Raw genomic sequence first — 15,886 nt, forward strand, 5'->3', positions numbered from 1 at the left:
CCTACGGGATGCGAGCAGCGTGCGGTCTTCGGCTCGCGCCGGTGTTGGAGGCTGGGCTGAGCTGGCGGGTATATGTATACTCCGCGCTTTGTTAAGTCGAGCGCCGGTGCTTTGCGCGGCCGCAAGCGTTGTTCGGTTTCTCTTTCGCTGCCTTGTCGGCACTAAATGGAGTTGGTTAATTCGCATGAAAGCTATTGTCACTGGTATCACTGGTCAAGATGGCGCCTACCTGGCGGAACTGCTGCTGGAAAAGGGCTACACCGTATACGGCACTTACCGCCGTACCAGCTCCGTCAACTTCTGGCGTATCGAAGAGCTGGGTATCCAGAACAACCCTAACCTGCACCTGGTCGAGTACGACCTGACCGACCTTTCTGCCAGCATCCGGTTGCTGCAGACCACCGAAGCCACTGAGGTCTACAACCTCGCTGCGCAGAGCTTCGTTGGTGTTTCGTTCGAGCAGCCGCTGACCACCGCCGAAATCACCGGCCTGGGCGCTGTCAACCTGCTGGAAGCCATCCGCATCGTCAACCCGAAGGCGCGCTTCTACCAGGCTTCGACCTCCGAGATGTTCGGCAAGGTGCAGGCCATTCCTCAGATCGAGGAAACCCCGTTCTACCCGCGTAGCCCCTACGGTGTGGCCAAGCTGTATGCCCACTGGATGACCATCAACTACCGCGAGTCGTACGGCATCTTCGCCACCAGCGGCATCCTGTTCAACCACGAGTCGCCCCTGCGCGGCCGTGAGTTCGTGACCCGCAAGATCACCGACACCGTCGCCAAGATCAAGCTGGGCCTGCAGGAAACCCTGGAGCTGGGCAACATCGACGCCAAGCGCGATTGGGGTTTTGCCAAGGAGTACGTCGAAGGTATGTGGCGCATGCTGCAGGCCGACGAGCCGGACACTTTCGTGTTGGCCACCAACCGTACCGAAACCGTGCGTGACTTCGTCACCATGGCCTTCAAGGCCGTGGACATCGAGATCAAGTGGCAGGGCGAAGCTGAATCCGAGCAGGGCCTGTGTGCCAAGACTGGCAAGGTGCTGGTGTCGGTCAATCCGAAGTTCTACCGCCCAACCGAAGTTGACCTGCTGATCGGTAACCCGGCCAAGGCCAAGGCCGTATTGGGCTGGGAACCGAAGACCTCGCTGGAAGAGCTGTGCCGGATGATGGTCGAGGCTGACCTGCGCCGCAACGAGAAAGGGTTTTCGTTCTGATGGCTAATGTCGGCAAACGCGCATTGATCACTGGTATCCAGGGTTTCACCGGCCGCTACATGGCCGCCGAGTTGCAGGCCCATGGGTATGAAGTCATCGGTTTGGGCAGTCAGCCGTCGGAGGAACCAGGTTACTACCAGGCCGATCTGAACGATGCGCCCAGGCTCAGCGCGTTGCTGGCAGAGCTGCAGCCCGATTACGTGGTTCACCTCGCTGCACTGGCGTTCGTGGGCCATGGCGTGGCTGATGCGTTCTATCAGGTCAACCTGATCGGTACGCGCAACCTGCTCGAAGCGGTCGCCGCTTCGGGCAAGGCGCCTGAATGTGTATTGCTGGCCAGTAGCGCCAATGTGTATGGCAATGCATCCGAAGGCTTGCTGGACGAAGGCACGGCCCCCGCGCCGGCCAACGATTACGCCGTCAGCAAGCTGGCCATGGAATACATGGCCAGCTTGTGGCAAAACCGCTTGCCCATTGTCGTCACCCGGCCGTTCAACTACACCGGGGTGGGGCAGGCGGACAATTTTCTGTTGCCCAAGATCGTCTCGCACTTCCGCCGCAAGGCCGACGTGATCGAGTTGGGCAACCTCGACGTGTGGCGCGATTTCAGCGACGTACGCGCGCTGGTCGCGGCTTACCGTGGGCTGTTGGAAAACAAGCCCTTGGGGCAGACCGTCAATGTCAGCTCGGGTGTCACCCATTCGCTGCGTGAAGTGATCGAGTTGTGCGAAAGCATCACCGGCCATTCCATCCGTGTGGAAGTGAACCCCGCATTCGTGCGCGCCAATGAAGTGAAGACGCTGTGCGGTGACAATACCCGTCTGCGTTCGCTGGTGGGCGACTGGCAGACCCCGCCGTTACGCGACACCCTGCAATGGATGTTGGCTGCCCAATAAATGAAGGTCGTCCTTTCCGTCGAGCCTGTGCGCTTTCCGCTGACGGGCATTGGACGTTATACCTATGAGCTGGCGCGACGCCTGCAGAGCAGTCCGGAAATAACCGACCTGCAGTTCTTTGCCGGGCGCAGCTTCTTGCCGGTGCTGCCGAGTGCTGCGGACGCGTCCGGCAGCGGCTACAGCCTCAAGCGGGCAGTGCAGAAAAACTTTCTGGCCATCGAGGCCTATCGTCTGCTGATGCCATTGCTCAAGGCGCGTGCCCTGAAAGGGCATGGCGATTATCTGTATCACAGCCCCAATTATTACCTGCCGCCGTTCAAGGGGCCGCGCATTGCGACCTTTCACGACCTGTCGCCGTTTACCTGGTCCCAGTGTCACGCGCCGCAGCTGGCGCGCTACCTGCAGAAAGAGCTGCGGCTGACCTTGAAGCGTGCGGACCGCCTGATCACCGATTCCGAATTTACCCGGCGCGAACTGGCCGAGTATTTCGATTGGCCGCTCGAGCGGATCGACACTGTGCCGCTGGCCAGTTCGCCGGAGTTTCATCCGCGCAGCGCGGCGCAAACCGCTGAAGTGCTCGGGCGCTACGGGTTGAGCCACGAAGGCTACAGCCTGTTCGCCGGCACCATCGAGCCGCGCAAGAACATCGAGACGCTGCTCACCGCCTACGAAACGCTGCCGCTGGCCACGCGTCAACGCTGGCCGTTGATTCTGGCCGGCTACCGGGGCTGGCAGAACGAGGCGATCTTTGCGCGCATCGAGTCGGCGCAGCGCCAGGGCTGGGCGCGCTATCTGGGCTTCGTGCCGGCCGAGGACTTGCCGGTGCTGTTCGCGGGCGCGCGGCTGTTTGCCTTTCCGTCGTTGTACGAGGGGTTTGGCCTGCCGGTGCTGGAGTCGATGAGTTCGGGCGTGCCGGTGGTCTGTGCCAACAACTCGTCCCTGTTGGAAGTGGCGGGCGAGGCGGCGCTGATGTGCGAGGCGATGGATATCGAAACCCTGGCGCAGCACATGGCCAAGGCGCTGGAAGACGACCCATGGCGCGCCGAGGCTCGGCAACGTGGTCTGGCCCACGCCGACGGATTTTCCTGGGACCGTTGTGCGGCGCAGACGTTGATATCCTATCGCCGCACGTTGGAAAGCCGATGATCAAGGTGCTGCACTTCTTCAAGACGTACTTCCCCGATTCCATGGGCGGTATCGAGCAGGTCATCTTTCAGCTGGCAGAAGGATGTGCCGCGGGCGGTGTGCAATCCGAAGTGTTGTACCTCAGCGAGCGCGGCGCGGCGCGTGGCGAACGGGTAGGGCACCATGTGGCCCACCGTGCCAAGCTCGATTTGCACGTGGCCTCGACCGGGTTTTCCTGGTCGGCGCTGGGCGATTTCAAGGAGTTGGCCAGCCAGGCGGATCTGATTCACTACCACTTCCCCTGGCCGTTCATGGACCTGGTGCATTTTGCCAGCCGCACCGGCAAGCCGTCGGTGGTCAGTTATCACTCCGACATCATCAAGCAGAAGACCCTGCTCAAGTTGTATCAGCCGTTGATGAATCGCTTCCTCGGGTCCATGGACCGCATCGTCGTGTCTTCACCCGACTACGCGGCCAGCAGCCCGGTGCTGCAGCGCTTCACTGAAAAGTTGTCAGTCATCCCGTTCGGCCTCGATCCCGCTACATACCCCACGCCGTCTGCCGAGCGCTTGGCGCATTGGCAGGCGCGCTTTCCCGGCAAGTTCTTTCTTTTCGTCGGTGCGCTGCGCTACTACAAGGGTCTGAACTACCTGCTCGATGCTGCCAAGGCAACCGGCTTGCCGGTGGTGATTCTTGGGGGTGGCCATCTGGAAGCTGAGCTCAAGGCCTATGCCCAGCAGCTTGAAGTGAGCAACGTGCATTTTCTCGGCGGCTTGCCGGATGAAGACAAGGCGGCGCTGCTGACCCTGTGCCACGGCTTCGTGTTTCCGTCGCACCTGCGTTCCGAGTCGTTCGGCATTTCGCTGCTGGAAGGCGCCATGTATGGCAAACCGATGATTTCGTGCGACATCGGCAGCGGCATGAGCTACATCAACCTGGCCGGTGAAACCGGGCTGGTGATTCCCCCGCGCGATCCCCAAGCGCTGGCGGCGGCCATGCACACCCTGTGGAACGATGAAGCCCTGGCCAGTGCCATGGGCGCCGCCGCGGCGCGTCGCTTCCAGCAGGTGTTCACCGCGCAGGGGATGGCGGACAGTTATGTGCAGTTGTATCACGACGTATTGCAGCGTTAATCCATTCGACCAAGGTGCTCGCCCATGATCTCGAAAGCTGTTTTGGTAACTGGCGCGTCGGGTTTTGTCGGTGCCGCTGTCGCGGCTCGGCTGGTGCGGCTGGGCTGCCCGATCACCCGCGCCGCCGTGCGCCGCGCCTACACAAAACTGCCCTTTGGGGTGGAAGGCTGCGTGGTGCCCACGCTGGCCGCCGACACCGACTGGACCAGCGCGCTCGCCGGCATTGACAGTGTGGTGCACGCCGCTGCGCGTGTGCACGTGATGCGCGAGTCGCACGCCGATCCCTTGGCCGAATTTCGCCGGGTGAATGTCGAAGGCACGCTGAACCTTGCCCGCCAGGCCGCGCAGGCCGGAGTGCAGCGCTTTGTTTTCATAAGTTCGATCAAGGTCAATGGCGAGGCCACCGAGCCGGGCCAGCCGTTTCGTGCCGACGACGAGCCGGCTCCGCGCGATGCCTACGGCATTTCCAAGCTGGAAGCGGAAGTGGGCCTGCGAGCATTGGCAGCAAGCACTGGCATGGAGGTGGTGATCATTCGCCCGGTGCTGGTGTACGGGCCAGGCGTGCGCGCGAATTTCCAGACGCTGCTGCGGCTGGTGAGCAGTGGTGTGCCGCTGCCTTTCGGCAAGACCAGCAACCGTCGCAGCCTGGTGGCGCTGGACAATCTGGCGGATCTGGTGTGCACCTGCCTGGAACATCCGGCTGCGGCCAATCAGACCTTTCTGGTCAGTGATGGCGAGCCGGTGTCCACTGCGAACCTGGTGCGCGCCATGGCTGCGGCAATGGGCAAGCAACCACGGTTGATCGATGTGCCGTTGCCGTGGATGAGCCGCGTGGCCAATGCCTTGGGGCAGGGTGCAGTGACGCAACGGCTGTTTGATTCCCTGGAAGTCGACATCGACAAGAATCGCCAATTGCTGGGCTGGCAGCCGCCCACCTCCATGGCCGACGCGCTGGCCGCCACGGCACGGCCCTACGTGGCAGCGCGCCGTCGATGAGCTTGCTGGTATGGCTGCTGGTCGTGCTGGTGCTTGCCTATGGGCTAACCTTCGCTTTGCGTCGCTATGCGCTGGCGCGCAGCCTGATGGACGTGCCCAACGCGCGCAGTTCCCACACGGTGCCGACCCCGCGCGGCGGTGGCGTGGCGATCGTACTGGTGTTTCTGGCCGCCATCAGCGGGCTGGCGCTTTGGGGAATGCTCGAAGGCCGTGTCTGGCTGGCCCTGTTCGGCAGTGGGGCACTGGTGGCCGTGGTGGGTTTTCTCGATGACCACAATCACATCGCTGCACGTTGGCGCCTGCTCGGACATTTCGCAGCGGGCGGCTGGGCCCTGCTGTGCCTGGGTGGCATGCCCGGCGTGATCGGTGCGGTCGACGGGCTTGCCGCGTTTTGGTGGGTATTCGGCCTGTTGTACCTGGTGTGGATGCTCAACCTCTACAACTTCATGGACGGCATCGACGGTATCGCCAGTGTCGAGGCCATCTGCGTGTGCGCCGGGGCCTGTTTGATCTATGCGCTTGGCGGGCATGCACAGCTGATGTGGCTGCCGGCCTTGCTGGGGGCGGCAGTGTCGGGCTTTCTGGTGTGGAACTGGCCGCCGGCGAAGATCTTCATGGGCGATGCGGGCAGCGGTTTTCTCGGGCTGGTGCTGGCGGTGCTGTCGGTTCAGGCAGCGTGGATCGAGCCGGCTTACTTCTGGGGGTGGGTGATCCTTCTGGGTGTGTTCATCGTCGACGCCACGTTCACCCTGCTGCGACGTTTGCTGCGCGGTGACAAGGTGTATCAGGCTCATCGAAGCCACGCCTATCAGTACGCCTCGCGGGTCTATGGGCGGCATCTGCCGGTGACCGTAGCGACGGCATTGATCACTCTGGGCTGGCTGTTGCCGTGGGCCATTGCCGTGACGGTTTTCGGTCTGAGCCCCGTTCTAGGCACCTTTATTGCGTACATCCCTTTGTTGTGGCTGGCTTTTCGTTATCATGCGGGGGAATTGGAACGCGCATGAAATTGCGTTCGCGCACTGGTGCAATCGGCTGATCGCACTTAAGGTTACGTAGTTGCTACAACCGACCGTCACGGTCTGGGGCCATTCGGGTCGAATACTGATGGATAGAATACGTACACGCTTGCTGGGTTTGCCACGTCGCCAGAAGCGTATGTTGCAAGTGGTCGCGGACATCGTGCTGGTCTGGGTCGCGCTGTGGATGGCCTTTCTGGTGCGCCTGGGCATCGAGGACATGTACAACCCGATCCGCGAGCACGAATGGTTGTTCGTGGCCGCGCCGTTCGTGGCCATACCGCTGTTCATTCGTTTCGGCATGTATCGCGCGGTGATGCGCTACTTCGGCAACGATGCACTGGTGGCCATCGTCAAGGCGGTCAGCCTGTCGGCGCTGATCCTGGCGGTGGTGGTGTATTGGTACAGCAACCACCAGACGGTGGTGCCGCGCTCGATCATCTTCAATTATTGGTGGATCAGCCTGGTCATCATCGGCGGCCTGCGCCTGGCCATGCGCCAATACTTCATGGGCGACTGGTTCAACGCCGTGCACAACGTGCCGTTCGCCGGGCGTGACGACCGTCTGACCAAGGTGGCGGTGTACGGTGCCGGTGTTGCAGGCAACCAGCTGGTTGCCGCACTGCGCATGGGCCGGGTGATGCGTCCGGTGGCGTTCATCGACGACGACCCGAGCATATCCGACCGGGTGATTGCCGGCATTCAGGTGTTCAAGCCCAAGCATATCCAGCGCATGATCGATCTGACCGGCGCCGAGGAGCTGTTGCTGGCGTTGCCGTCGACGTCGCGCTCGCGGCGTCGCGAGATTCTCAGTTTCCTCGAAGGCTTTCCGCTGCACGTGCGCAGCGTGCCCAACTTCACCGCGCTGGCCAGTGGTGAGGTGAAGGTCGACGACATTCAGGAAGTCGACATTGCCGACTTGCTCGGGCGTGATTCGGTGCCTGCGCAGGATGACCTGTTGGAACACTGCATTGCTGGCAAGTCGGTGCTGGTGACCGGGGCAGGGGGGTCGATCGGCTCCGAGCTCTGCCGACAGATTCTTGGCCTTGAGCCTGCGCTGTTGATTCTGCTGGATCATGGCGAATTCAATCTGTACACCATCAGCGGCGAGCTGGAGCAGCGTGCTGCCCGTGAAGGGTTGCACGTGCAGATGCTGCCGACCTTGGGCACGGTGCGCGACCAGGCCAAGCTGCTCGAGGTGATGACCACATGGAAGGTGGATACGGTGTACCACGCGGCGGCCTACAAGCATGTGCCGATGGTGGAACACAACATTGCCGAGGGTGTACGCAACAACGTGCTGGGTACGCTGAACTGCGCCCAGGCGGCGTTGCAGGCGGGGGTGGCCAACTTCGTGTTGATCTCCACCGACAAGGCGGTGCGCCCCACCAATGTGATGGGCAGCACCAAACGCCTGGCGGAGATGACCCTGCAGGCGCTGAGCCGTGAAGTGGCGCCGGTGTTATTCGGCGACCCGGCCAACGTGGCGCGGGTGAACAAGACACGCTTCACCATGGTGCGCTTCGGCAATGTGCTGGGCTCGTCGGGGTCGGTGATTCCGTTGTTTCACAAGCAGATCAAGTCGGGCGGGCCGGTGACGGTGACCCATCCGAACATCACCCGCTATTTCATGACCATTCCCGAGGCCGCGCAGTTGGTCATCCAAGCGGGGTCGATGGGGCGCGGCGGTGAAGTGTTCGTGCTGGACATGGGCGAGCCGGTGAAGATCATCGACCTGGCGCAGAAGATGATTCACTTGTCGGGCTTGAGCATTCGGTCCGAGCAGAATCCCCAGGGGGATATCGGCATCGAGTTCACTGGGCTGCGGCCGGGTGAGAAGCTGTATGAGGAATTGCTGATCGGCAACAACGTGGTGGCTACCCGTCATCCGATGATCATGAGCGCCCATGAGGATCATTTGCCATGGGAAGCCCTCAAGGGCGAGCTGACCGGTTTGCTGCGGGCACTGGATGACACGGATTTCGACCGGGTCCGCGAAATATTGCAGAAAGCCGTGAGCGGCTACGCGCCCGAAGGCGAGATCGTCGATTGGCTGCACATCCAACAGCACCGCGGCACCCCCGACTGATCCGGCGTCTTGCAAACTCGCTCCCCCGTAGGAGCGGCCAGTGGCCGCGAAGACCGCCCCGCATTTCGCCTGACCCACCGCGCGGACCTTTTCGCGGCCAATGACCGCTCCTACGGAGGGTTCCCGATCCTGCCGACGCCCCCGCCCGCAGTCTCCCTGATCCACTGCGGTGCCCTTTTCGCGGCCAATGACCGCTCCTACGGAGGGTTGCCCGATCTGCCGACACCCCGTAGGAGCGGCCAGTGGCCGCGAAGACCGCCCCGCATTTCGCCTGACCCACCGCGCGGACCTTTTCGCGGCCGGTGACCGCTCCTACGGGAGGGGGCATGGATTGGTCGACAATCGGGTACGGATCGCCCATCATGCAGCGCTGCCGATATCAGGCCGTACATACCCGAATTAGTCGTTGCCCATAAAATGACCGACATACTTTCCGAACCTGCCGTTCGAGCCGACGTAGCGGATTTGCCCCTCGTTTCGATCGTGGCGCCGTGCTACAACGCTGAAAATTTCCTCGAAGAAGCGTTGGCCAGCATCTTCGCCCAGGACTATCCGAATTTCGAAGTGATCATCGTCGACGACGGTTCCAGTGACCGCAGCATCGAGATGCTCACCGCGCTGCAGGCGACCTACGACTTCCAGTTGCTGCGGCAAACCAACCAGGGTGTCAGCGCCGCGCTCAATTTCGGCCTGCAGCACGCTCGCGGCAAATACGTATCCACGCCGGATCTGGACGACATCATGCTCGCCCACTCTCTGCGCGTACGTGTCGATTACCTGGAGCAGAACCCTGAAGTCGGCGCGGTAGGTGCATTGATCACCTACATGGACACCCAGGGCAACGCCCTCAAGGACCAGACGCACACGCGCATCCGCCGCATGGATTTCGCCGACATCCTCGCCAATGCCCGGGTCTGCGGCGCGCCAGTGTCGTTGTACCGCATGGACGTGCTGCGCAAGGCCAAGTTCTACGACCCGGCCATCAAGGTCCAGGATTTCCAGATCACCCTGCGCATTGCCGAACAGGGCGTCGAGATCCATATGCTGCCGGTGATCGTGACCCGCTACCGGCGCCATCCGCACAACCTGTCGCGCCGCTACAAGACCCTGTTCGAAGCCGACATGCGTGCCATCGAGCCCTATCGCGGGCACCCCGGCTATGAGCGCGGCCGCGCCAAACTGGTCAACAAGGCGTTGAAATACGCGGTGGTGGAAGACAAGAAGGATGCGCTGCGACTGCTGCGCTCCATCCCGCTCAAGCTATGGGATCGCACCACGTTTCGCCGTCTCAAGCGTCTGGTGCTGCATTGGTAAGTAAGGAAGTGCGTCGATGAAGTGGTGGGACCGGTTGAAGAAAAGGAAGGTTCGCAAGCACCTCGGGCAGTTCGAGAAGCTGTTTCGCGGGCCCGAGCGAATCCGCATGCGCTACCCCCAGTATGCAATCGGGGTGGGCACCTACGGCATTCCCGACGTGCAGGAGTTCGGTGACGACACCACCTTGAAGGTCGGCAACTACACCTCGATCGCCGAGGGGGTGAAGATCCTGCTCGGGGGTGGCCATCGCACCGACTGGGTGTCGTGCTTTCCGTTTCCGTTGATCATCGACGAGGTCAAGGACGTGCCGGGCGCAGCGCCCACCAAAGGCGACGTAGTGATCGGCAGCGACTGCTGGCTGTGCGCCAATGTGTTGATTCTGTCCGGTGTGACGGTTGGCCATGGTGCAGTGGTTGCAGCCGGCGCGGTGGTGACCAAGGACATACCGCCCTATGCCGTGGTGGGCGGCAACCCGTGTCGGTTCATCAAATGGCGTTTCGAAGAACGCGTACGGGACGCCTTGCTGGCGTCGGCGTGGTGGGACTGGCCTGTTGCCGAAGTCAAAGCCGTGGCCCACCTGCTGTGCAGCGACGACCTCGAGGCGTTTCTGACCTATGCCCGCAATCGCCAGCCAACAGCCGTGGCTGGATGAAGTGGTTGGAAGTGTCATCCGCTTGCCAGCGTTGCAAGCAAGGCCTCACATCCATTGAGGTCATGCATTGTTACAATGCGAATGGCCCTGGCGATTGGCTCGGCCGCTCGTCGTACCTAGAGTGCCTACCTTCGCGTAGGCACGGCATCACTTTTTCAGAGCAGCGAATATGAACACGTCCACCTCCGACAATCGAAAGCAGCCCCTGGTGTCGGTGATCATCGCCTCGTACAACCATGCGCCGTATATCGAGGCCTCGATCGGCAGCGTGCTGGCGCAGACCTACGCCAACATCGAGTTGCTGGTGGTGGACGATGGCTCGACCGATGGCAGCGTCGAGCTGCTGCGCAAGCTCAGTGCCGAGCATGGTTTCGATCTGCGCGTGCAGGAGAACAAGGGGCTGTCGCGCACGCTGAACGAGTCGGTGGCACGCTGCCAGGGCAGCCTGGTGGTGCCGTTCGGGTCGGATGACGTGATGTTCGCCCATCGTATCGCCACTCAGGTGGCGTACATGGAAGGCAAGCCCGAGGTGGGTATCTGCTCGGCCAATACCGAGATCATCGATGCGGCCGGCAAGGTGATGTGCGAGCGTGAACAGCGCAAGCGCAACGAGCCGTTTCGCCGGCTGGATTTCGACGACATGTTCATGGACCGCAAGCCGGGGCCGACTGCCGCCACGCTGATGTTCCGTCGCGAGGCGCTGGAGAAGGTGGGTGGGTTCGATCCGGAGATTCGCCTTGAGGATGTCTATATCGAGTTGGCAGTGACCCGCGCGGGTTATTTCATCGATGTACTGGGTGAGCCTCTGGCGCAGTACCGCAAGCATGCGACCAACACCTACAAGAATGGCCGCTTCATGGTCGAGAACGTGCTCAAGACCTACGCCGTGTACCGCGAGCACCCGGCGTACGAGCAGGTGCGCTGGCGTTTTCTCAATTCGATGTTCCTGAAGTATGCGCGCAAGGACAAGGGCCTGAGCAGAGAGCTGCTGGGCATGATTCCGCTCAGGGCCTGGAACAGGAAGACCCTGCGCGGCATGCTCCGTATGGTGTTCAGCTGAAATCCGCGTAGACGTTTTCGCGGCCGATGACCGCTCCTACGGGACGTCGGATTCTCGGTAGGAGCGGCCCGTGGCCGCGAAAGGCGCACCGCAGTGCTTCAGGCAATACGCGTAACCCTTTTCGCGGCCGATGACCGCTCCTACGGGGCGTCGGATTCTCCGTAGGAGCGGCCCGTGGCCGCGAAGGGCGCGCTGGGTTGCATCAGGCAATCAGCAATGTCATTCAAACGGCCTTGGCAGGCCGGCTGAGGCGATTGCCCCAGTGGCATAGCCATTGCGCATACACCAGCGCCATCGGAATCCAGATCAGGAACCAGTGCTCCTTGGGGCGGGACATGAAGGCGCTGCCTTCGGTCAGCCCCGACGCAAACCCGAACACCAGCCAGGTTGCGGCCAACACCACCTGCGGTTCGCGCCGATTCATCCAGCAGAAGCGCATGGCCAGACCATACAGCACCATCCACAGACTCAGCCCTGCAACGCCGCCGATGTACAGCACGCCCAGTTCGATATTGTGCGGGTCGGCCAAGGTGTACGGCAGGCCAGGGATGACGATGGTCATCTCCGAATCATATCCGCGCCCCAACCACGGGTTCTCGCCGATCTGACGCAGTGACTCCACCCAGATTTCCGGCCGGTACGACGCCCCGCGCGAGGTCAGCACATCGGGCATTACCACGTACAGCGCTGCGATCCCCAGCAGTGCAATGGCAATTGCCAGCACGCCGCGTTTCTTGTTTCCCGCCGCCATCAGCCACAGCAATGCCGCCGCCATGCCGATGATCGGCGTCCGCGAGCCCGTGGCGATCAAGGTTACGCCCAGTACCGCCAGGCACCCCAGCGCCAATGGGTTCCACGGATTGCGTCCGATGTACCAGGTGGCCAGCCAGACACTGGCAAAAGCGCCGAACACATGGGCGCTGAGCAGAGGGTTGTAGAGCGCGCCATACCCATCCAGACGGCTGCCCAGGGACGCGCCTTGCACGCCATAGAAATAGATCAACGACAAACCCGCCGCTGCCGTGGCGATCACTGCCGCTGCACGGGTGAGCTGCGCCAGCCGCGCGGGCATTTTCAGCGCGATCAGGCCAGCCGAGAGCAGCACCATGGCGATGTAGAGCGGCCGCTTGAACAGCGAGCCGAAGTCTTCGCCGTCTGCGGCCCAACTGACACTCAGCAGGATGTAGGCGCTGAAGGCCACGAAGGCAAGGAACATCGGGTTGCGCACCAGCGCCTTGAACGGACCCGGCTGCAATGCCAGGGCGAGCAGGGTGGGCACCGCCAGGAAGATGTAGAACAGCTTGTGATACAGAGAGCGATCCCATGCCCAGAACATGCCGGTCATGATGACCAACCAGCCGATGGGGAGCACATAGGCGTTCAGCACGTGCACCGTACGCTCGCGCACGGAAGTACTCTGGGATTGCATGAGAGGTTGTCTGTCCATAGGCCTTGGCAGTGAAGTGTTTGGGGGCGGGTGGATTGTACGTGGATGTGACTTTGCATCAACACAGAAGGTCCGAACGCCGAAAAATCCTACGGGCTGGTGCAGCGCACACACCTACTTACACATGCCCTCAATCCGTCAGGCGCCCGCGCAGGCCGGGGCAGGGCCAGTGCGACACGTCGTGCAACAGGGTGGCACTGGAACATCTGCGATGCGGGACTAGGGTTGGCAGGCGGCTCGGGAATGCCGCACTTCTCATTCAAGTCATGGAGCATAAGCGATGCGCAAGATCCTCCTTCCTGCACTGGCGCTGGCATTCTTCGCCAGCACCGCGGTGCCCATTCTAAGCTCGCCAGTTATGGCCGCGCCTGCCGCCTCGGTATCGGTTGCCCATCCGGGGCTGCCGGGCAGGGTCAACCTCAATACAGCCGACGCTGAAACCCTCAAGAAGGAACTCTCCGGGGTCGGCCTGACCAAGGCGACCGCCATCGTCAAGCACCGACAGACCTACGGGCCATTCGACTCGGTGGAAGAACTGCTGGAGGTTACGGGTATCGGCAAGGCCTTGCTGGATCGCAACCGCGACAAGCTGGTCGTCAATTGACGATCGGTCGCAGGCTCAGCTGGAGCTGACCAGACGCAGTTTGAACCGGTCGGGAATCACCGCCTCGACGATATCGGCAGCCCGCTGGGTGCCGCCCATCAGGTGGATGGCATCGGCCAGGTTCTCCAGGTCGGGCCATTGGTTCTCCAGCAGATGACGCATGTGTTCCGCCAACTCCCGGCTGCTGCAATGCCGGCTGGCGTGGACGCCGGAACCGCTGTAGGCCACCCGCGCCGCAACGCCTGGCTGGTCGGCGGCGATGGGCAAGGCCAGGATCGGCGTTTCTGCCACGACGGCTTCGAGCACGATGTCGAGGTCGCCGTCGGTCACCAGCACGTCGGCATACTGCAACAGCATGGGCTGATCGGCAAAATCCGTGACCCAGGTTGCGCCGTGCCGCAGCAGTTGATCGCTTTGCCGATGACTCAGCCCACCGCAATGCATGACCAGCAGTTGGGCATCGAGCAACTTGCAGGCCTGGGCAATGCGTTTGAACAGGCTCATGCGGTTGCCGTGGAGCCGGCCCAGGGTTGCGAAGACGAAAGGCCGAGCATTGTCCAACGTGTAGGGCAGGTGGTTGGTCTCATCGGACACCCGGCGCAGGGGGCCGACCTCATGGAACCATGGCGGCAGATTGGGCCGCGGAAAATCGAACTCCAGCACCGTTTGGCTGATTTGCGCGAGCGGCGACAGGCATTGATGCAGGCCCTCGCGGACGCTCAGCCCAAGTGCGACGGACTGACGGGCAATGGCTTTGCGCAACGGCTTCATGACCCAGTCATGCCGGCGCTCGGCGCGCGCATACCGCTCGATGGCGTCTTCGCCGCGCTCGTAGGGGTAGGGCAATACGGCCAACGGTACGGTTATGTCCTCGCGGTTGACCGGCAATGCGCAGGCGACGGACACGAACGGCAGGCCAAGCGACTCTGCCACCAGCCCGCCCGCTGCTTCCATCTGGTCGCACAGCACGGCATCGATGCGTTCTTCGCGCAGAGCGTTGGGCAACTCTTCACAGAGCATCTGCGTGACTTGCGCCATATCGGCATAGGTACGCCGCTGGCCAAGCAAGGTGTCGAAATTGGCTGCCAGTGCAAGGCTTTTTGCCAGGCTTCCGGCAGGAAAGCGTTCCTGGCCGACGCTGCGGAATTTGACCCTGCTGCAATGCAATAGATGACGTGCGTCGGGTTGGTGGAAGAATGTGACGCTGTGTCCGCGGTCGATCAGCTCCATTGCCAGGTTTTCAAGCGGTTGAAAGTGGCTCGGCAGGGGTGGAGCGATGATGGCAAAGCGGATCATTGTCGACTCCCGCGCGTTCAGGTGAACACAATGCGTCAGGTCCTCTCTCAACGGCAAGCGGGGCCTGCCGTACGCTGATGCAGCTAGCGTGAATTAGGGGAGGGTTCGAAGCTATGAGCGCAGGTCCTTGCCGCTCGTTCCGTGTTGTCACCGGAAATGTATCTGGAAACGGCGCTAACCGTCGGAAATATGCTGGGTAAACTTTAAGTAATAAAGAATTAAAGCATTACAAAACATCGGCTTGCAGACAATCTCAAATGTAGTTTGTGATTTATCGTCAAACGCTCGACGTTTTCCGTTTCGAACTGCCGTTTGGGAGAGTAAGCTTGCCGGCGGGCCACCCCCTGGGGGTGATAATCATTGGAAGCCGCGGGTTGAATTGCACCCGCTGTAGTGGCTTGGCGAGGCGGGTAAGGGATCGTCCTGCGCCGACGCCTGGGAAGTGGATGATGGCTGACAAGAGATTGCGGATTCTGATTGCCGACGAGTTGGACCAGCAGGCGGTGCAGATCGAACGAACGCTCAACAACCTGGGCTACTTCAGGGTGGTGCCGGTGGGTTCGCTCGACGAACTGCTGACCATGGTGCAAAGCGCTTACGAGCCTTTCGATCTGTTGATTGCCAACACTGACATGGCTGTGCGGTCGGGTGTCGATCTGCCGCGGTTCTGCAAGAACAGTGAGCACGTTCGCCATGCGTTGCTGTATGAGAGCCAGAAGCGGATCGAAACCGAACTGGCCGACCCTGGCGGTGAGCGGTTGAGCACCAGCGTCACGCAGCTGCCGGACCGCGACGCGCTGCAGACCTTCATGGCCATTGTCGAATCGCCCAAGGCGCCGCCGGAGCATCGCGTTCGCGTGATCGGCGATGGCATCCGCGTACGCAAGTCGCTCAGCTCACCGCCGCTGTAGGAGCGGTCGTCGGCCGCGAACCGGGCATTGCGGTGTATCAGCCAGTCTGCGGCGTTCCTTTCGCGGCCGATGACCGCTTCTACGGGATAGGCACCTCATAGCGCCTGCCATGCCTGACGGTTTTTGCT

Annotated in this window: 14 protein-coding genes; 12 read left to right on the forward strand and 2 right to left on the reverse strand. The window is 61.8% G+C overall.

Translation table 11 applies throughout. From position 1 onward, the window contains the following. Positions 1–184 precede the first annotated feature (184 nt). From gmd to IFT44_RS01090, 10 genes are all read left to right on the forward strand, one after another. Positions 185–1,216 carry a GDP-mannose 4,6-dehydratase gene (gene gmd, locus IFT44_RS01045; RefSeq protein WP_122714154.1) on the forward strand — a complete coding sequence of 344 codons (1,032 nt, stop codon included), beginning with the start codon at positions 185–187 and terminating at the stop codon, positions 1,214–1,216. Continuing rightward, entirely contained in the window at positions 1,216–2,112 is an 897-nt protein-coding gene (locus IFT44_RS01050) for a GDP-mannose 4,6-dehydratase (RefSeq protein WP_192057197.1), read from the forward strand. The genes gmd and IFT44_RS01050 overlap by 1 nt, the downstream gene beginning before the upstream one ends. Continuing rightward, positions 2,113–3,258 carry a glycosyltransferase family 4 protein gene (locus tag IFT44_RS01055; protein ID WP_192175261.1) on the forward strand — a complete coding sequence of 382 codons (1,146 nt, stop codon included), beginning with the start codon at positions 2,113–2,115 and terminating at the stop codon, positions 3,256–3,258. It begins immediately after the preceding gene. After that, positions 3,255–4,370 (forward strand): glycosyltransferase family 4 protein, encoded by a 1,116-nt coding sequence (locus IFT44_RS01060; protein ID WP_192057195.1) that lies wholly within the window; start codon positions 3,255–3,257, stop codon positions 4,368–4,370. The genes IFT44_RS01055 and IFT44_RS01060 overlap by 4 nt, the downstream gene beginning before the upstream one ends. Before the next feature lie 24 nt (positions 4,371–4,394). Further along, positions 4,395–5,366 (forward strand): UDP-glucose 4-epimerase family protein, encoded by a 972-nt coding sequence (locus IFT44_RS01065; protein WP_192175262.1) that lies wholly within the window; start codon positions 4,395–4,397, stop codon positions 5,364–5,366. Continuing rightward, positions 5,363–6,373 (forward strand): MraY family glycosyltransferase, encoded by a 1,011-nt coding sequence (locus tag IFT44_RS01070; RefSeq protein WP_192175263.1) that lies wholly within the window; start codon positions 5,363–5,365, stop codon positions 6,371–6,373. The genes IFT44_RS01065 and IFT44_RS01070 overlap by 4 nt, the downstream gene beginning before the upstream one ends. A 100-nt stretch (positions 6,374–6,473) precedes the next feature. Then, positions 6,474–8,474 (forward strand): polysaccharide biosynthesis protein, encoded by a 2,001-nt coding sequence (locus IFT44_RS01075; RefSeq protein WP_192102099.1) that lies wholly within the window; start codon positions 6,474–6,476, stop codon positions 8,472–8,474. Positions 8,475–8,891: 417 nt separating this feature from the next. Further along, the gene (locus tag IFT44_RS01080) at positions 8,892–9,788 is read left to right on the forward strand and encodes a glycosyltransferase family 2 protein (RefSeq protein ID WP_192056208.1); all 897 of its coding nucleotides are present in this window, start codon (positions 8,892–8,894) and stop codon (positions 9,786–9,788) included. Between the two features lie 16 nt (positions 9,789–9,804). Beyond that, the gene (locus IFT44_RS01085; protein WP_192056210.1) at positions 9,805–10,440 is read left to right on the forward strand and encodes a CatB-related O-acetyltransferase; all 636 of its coding nucleotides are present in this window, start codon (positions 9,805–9,807) and stop codon (positions 10,438–10,440) included. A 169-nt stretch (positions 10,441–10,609) separates the two neighbouring features. Beyond that, a complete protein-coding gene (locus tag IFT44_RS01090; protein WP_192175264.1) occupies positions 10,610–11,500 on the forward strand; it encodes a glycosyltransferase in 891 nt (296 codons plus the stop codon). 223 nt (positions 11,501–11,723) lie between these two features. Here the strand turns inward: IFT44_RS01090 and IFT44_RS01095 are convergent, their stop codons facing one another. After that, the gene (locus IFT44_RS01095) at positions 11,724–12,929 is read right to left on the reverse strand and encodes an O-antigen ligase family protein (protein WP_192175265.1); all 1,206 of its coding nucleotides are present in this window, start codon (positions 12,927–12,929) and stop codon (positions 11,724–11,726) included. 298 nt (positions 12,930–13,227) lie between these two features. Between IFT44_RS01095 and IFT44_RS01100 the strand changes: the two genes are divergently transcribed. Then, complete coding sequence (locus tag IFT44_RS01100) at positions 13,228–13,551, forward strand: ComEA family DNA-binding protein (protein ID WP_122478336.1); 324 nt, start codon at positions 13,228–13,230, stop codon at positions 13,549–13,551. A 15-nt stretch (positions 13,552–13,566) separates the two neighbouring features. On the opposite strand, the gene IFT44_RS01105 is transcribed toward IFT44_RS01100, so the two are convergent. After that, a complete protein-coding gene (locus tag IFT44_RS01105) occupies positions 13,567–14,847 on the reverse strand; it encodes a glycosyltransferase (protein WP_192175266.1) in 1,281 nt (426 codons plus the stop codon). A gap of 449 nt (positions 14,848–15,296) precedes the next feature. Here IFT44_RS01105 and IFT44_RS01110 point away from each other — a divergent pair, with 449 nt between their 5' ends. Then, a complete protein-coding gene (locus IFT44_RS01110) occupies positions 15,297–15,758 on the forward strand; it encodes a histidine kinase (protein WP_192056215.1) in 462 nt (153 codons plus the stop codon). The last annotated feature ends 128 nt before the right edge of the window (positions 15,759–15,886 follow it).

The organism is Pseudomonas sp. CFBP 13710 (genome assembly GCF_014842235.1).
GTDB classification, from domain to species: domain Bacteria; phylum Pseudomonadota; class Gammaproteobacteria; order Pseudomonadales; family Pseudomonadaceae; genus Aquipseudomonas; species Aquipseudomonas baltica.

Excerpts from the sequence above, each read along its gene's own strand:
- gmd (WP_122714154.1), top strand. The coding sequence starts at position 185 with ATGAAAGCTATTGTCACTGGTATCACTGGTCAAGATGGCGCCTACCTG.
- IFT44_RS01050 (WP_192057197.1), top strand. The coding sequence starts at position 1,216 with ATGGCTAATGTCGGCAAACGCGCATTGATCACTGGTATCCAGGGTTTC.
- IFT44_RS01055 (WP_192175261.1), top strand. The coding sequence starts at position 2,113 with ATGAAGGTCGTCCTTTCCGTCGAGCCTGTGCGCTTTCCGCTGACGGGC.
- IFT44_RS01060 (WP_192057195.1), top strand. The coding sequence starts at position 3,255 with ATGATCAAGGTGCTGCACTTCTTCAAGACGTACTTCCCCGATTCCATG.
- IFT44_RS01065 (WP_192175262.1), top strand. The coding sequence starts at position 4,395 with ATGATCTCGAAAGCTGTTTTGGTAACTGGCGCGTCGGGTTTTGTCGGT.
- IFT44_RS01070 (WP_192175263.1), top strand. The coding sequence starts at position 5,363 with ATGAGCTTGCTGGTATGGCTGCTGGTCGTGCTGGTGCTTGCCTATGGG.
- IFT44_RS01075 (WP_192102099.1), top strand. The coding sequence starts at position 6,474 with ATGGATAGAATACGTACACGCTTGCTGGGTTTGCCACGTCGCCAGAAG.
- IFT44_RS01080 (WP_192056208.1), top strand. The coding sequence starts at position 8,892 with ATGACCGACATACTTTCCGAACCTGCCGTTCGAGCCGACGTAGCGGAT.
- IFT44_RS01085 (WP_192056210.1), top strand. The coding sequence starts at position 9,805 with ATGAAGTGGTGGGACCGGTTGAAGAAAAGGAAGGTTCGCAAGCACCTC.
- IFT44_RS01090 (WP_192175264.1), top strand. The coding sequence starts at position 10,610 with ATGAACACGTCCACCTCCGACAATCGAAAGCAGCCCCTGGTGTCGGTG.
- IFT44_RS01095 (WP_192175265.1), bottom strand. The coding sequence starts at position 12,929 with ATGCAATCCCAGAGTACTTCCGTGCGCGAGCGTACGGTGCACGTGCTG.
- IFT44_RS01100 (WP_122478336.1), top strand. The coding sequence starts at position 13,228 with ATGCGCAAGATCCTCCTTCCTGCACTGGCGCTGGCATTCTTCGCCAGC.
- IFT44_RS01105 (WP_192175266.1), bottom strand. The coding sequence starts at position 14,847 with ATGATCCGCTTTGCCATCATCGCTCCACCCCTGCCGAGCCACTTTCAA.
- IFT44_RS01110 (WP_192056215.1), top strand. The coding sequence starts at position 15,297 with ATGGCTGACAAGAGATTGCGGATTCTGATTGCCGACGAGTTGGACCAG.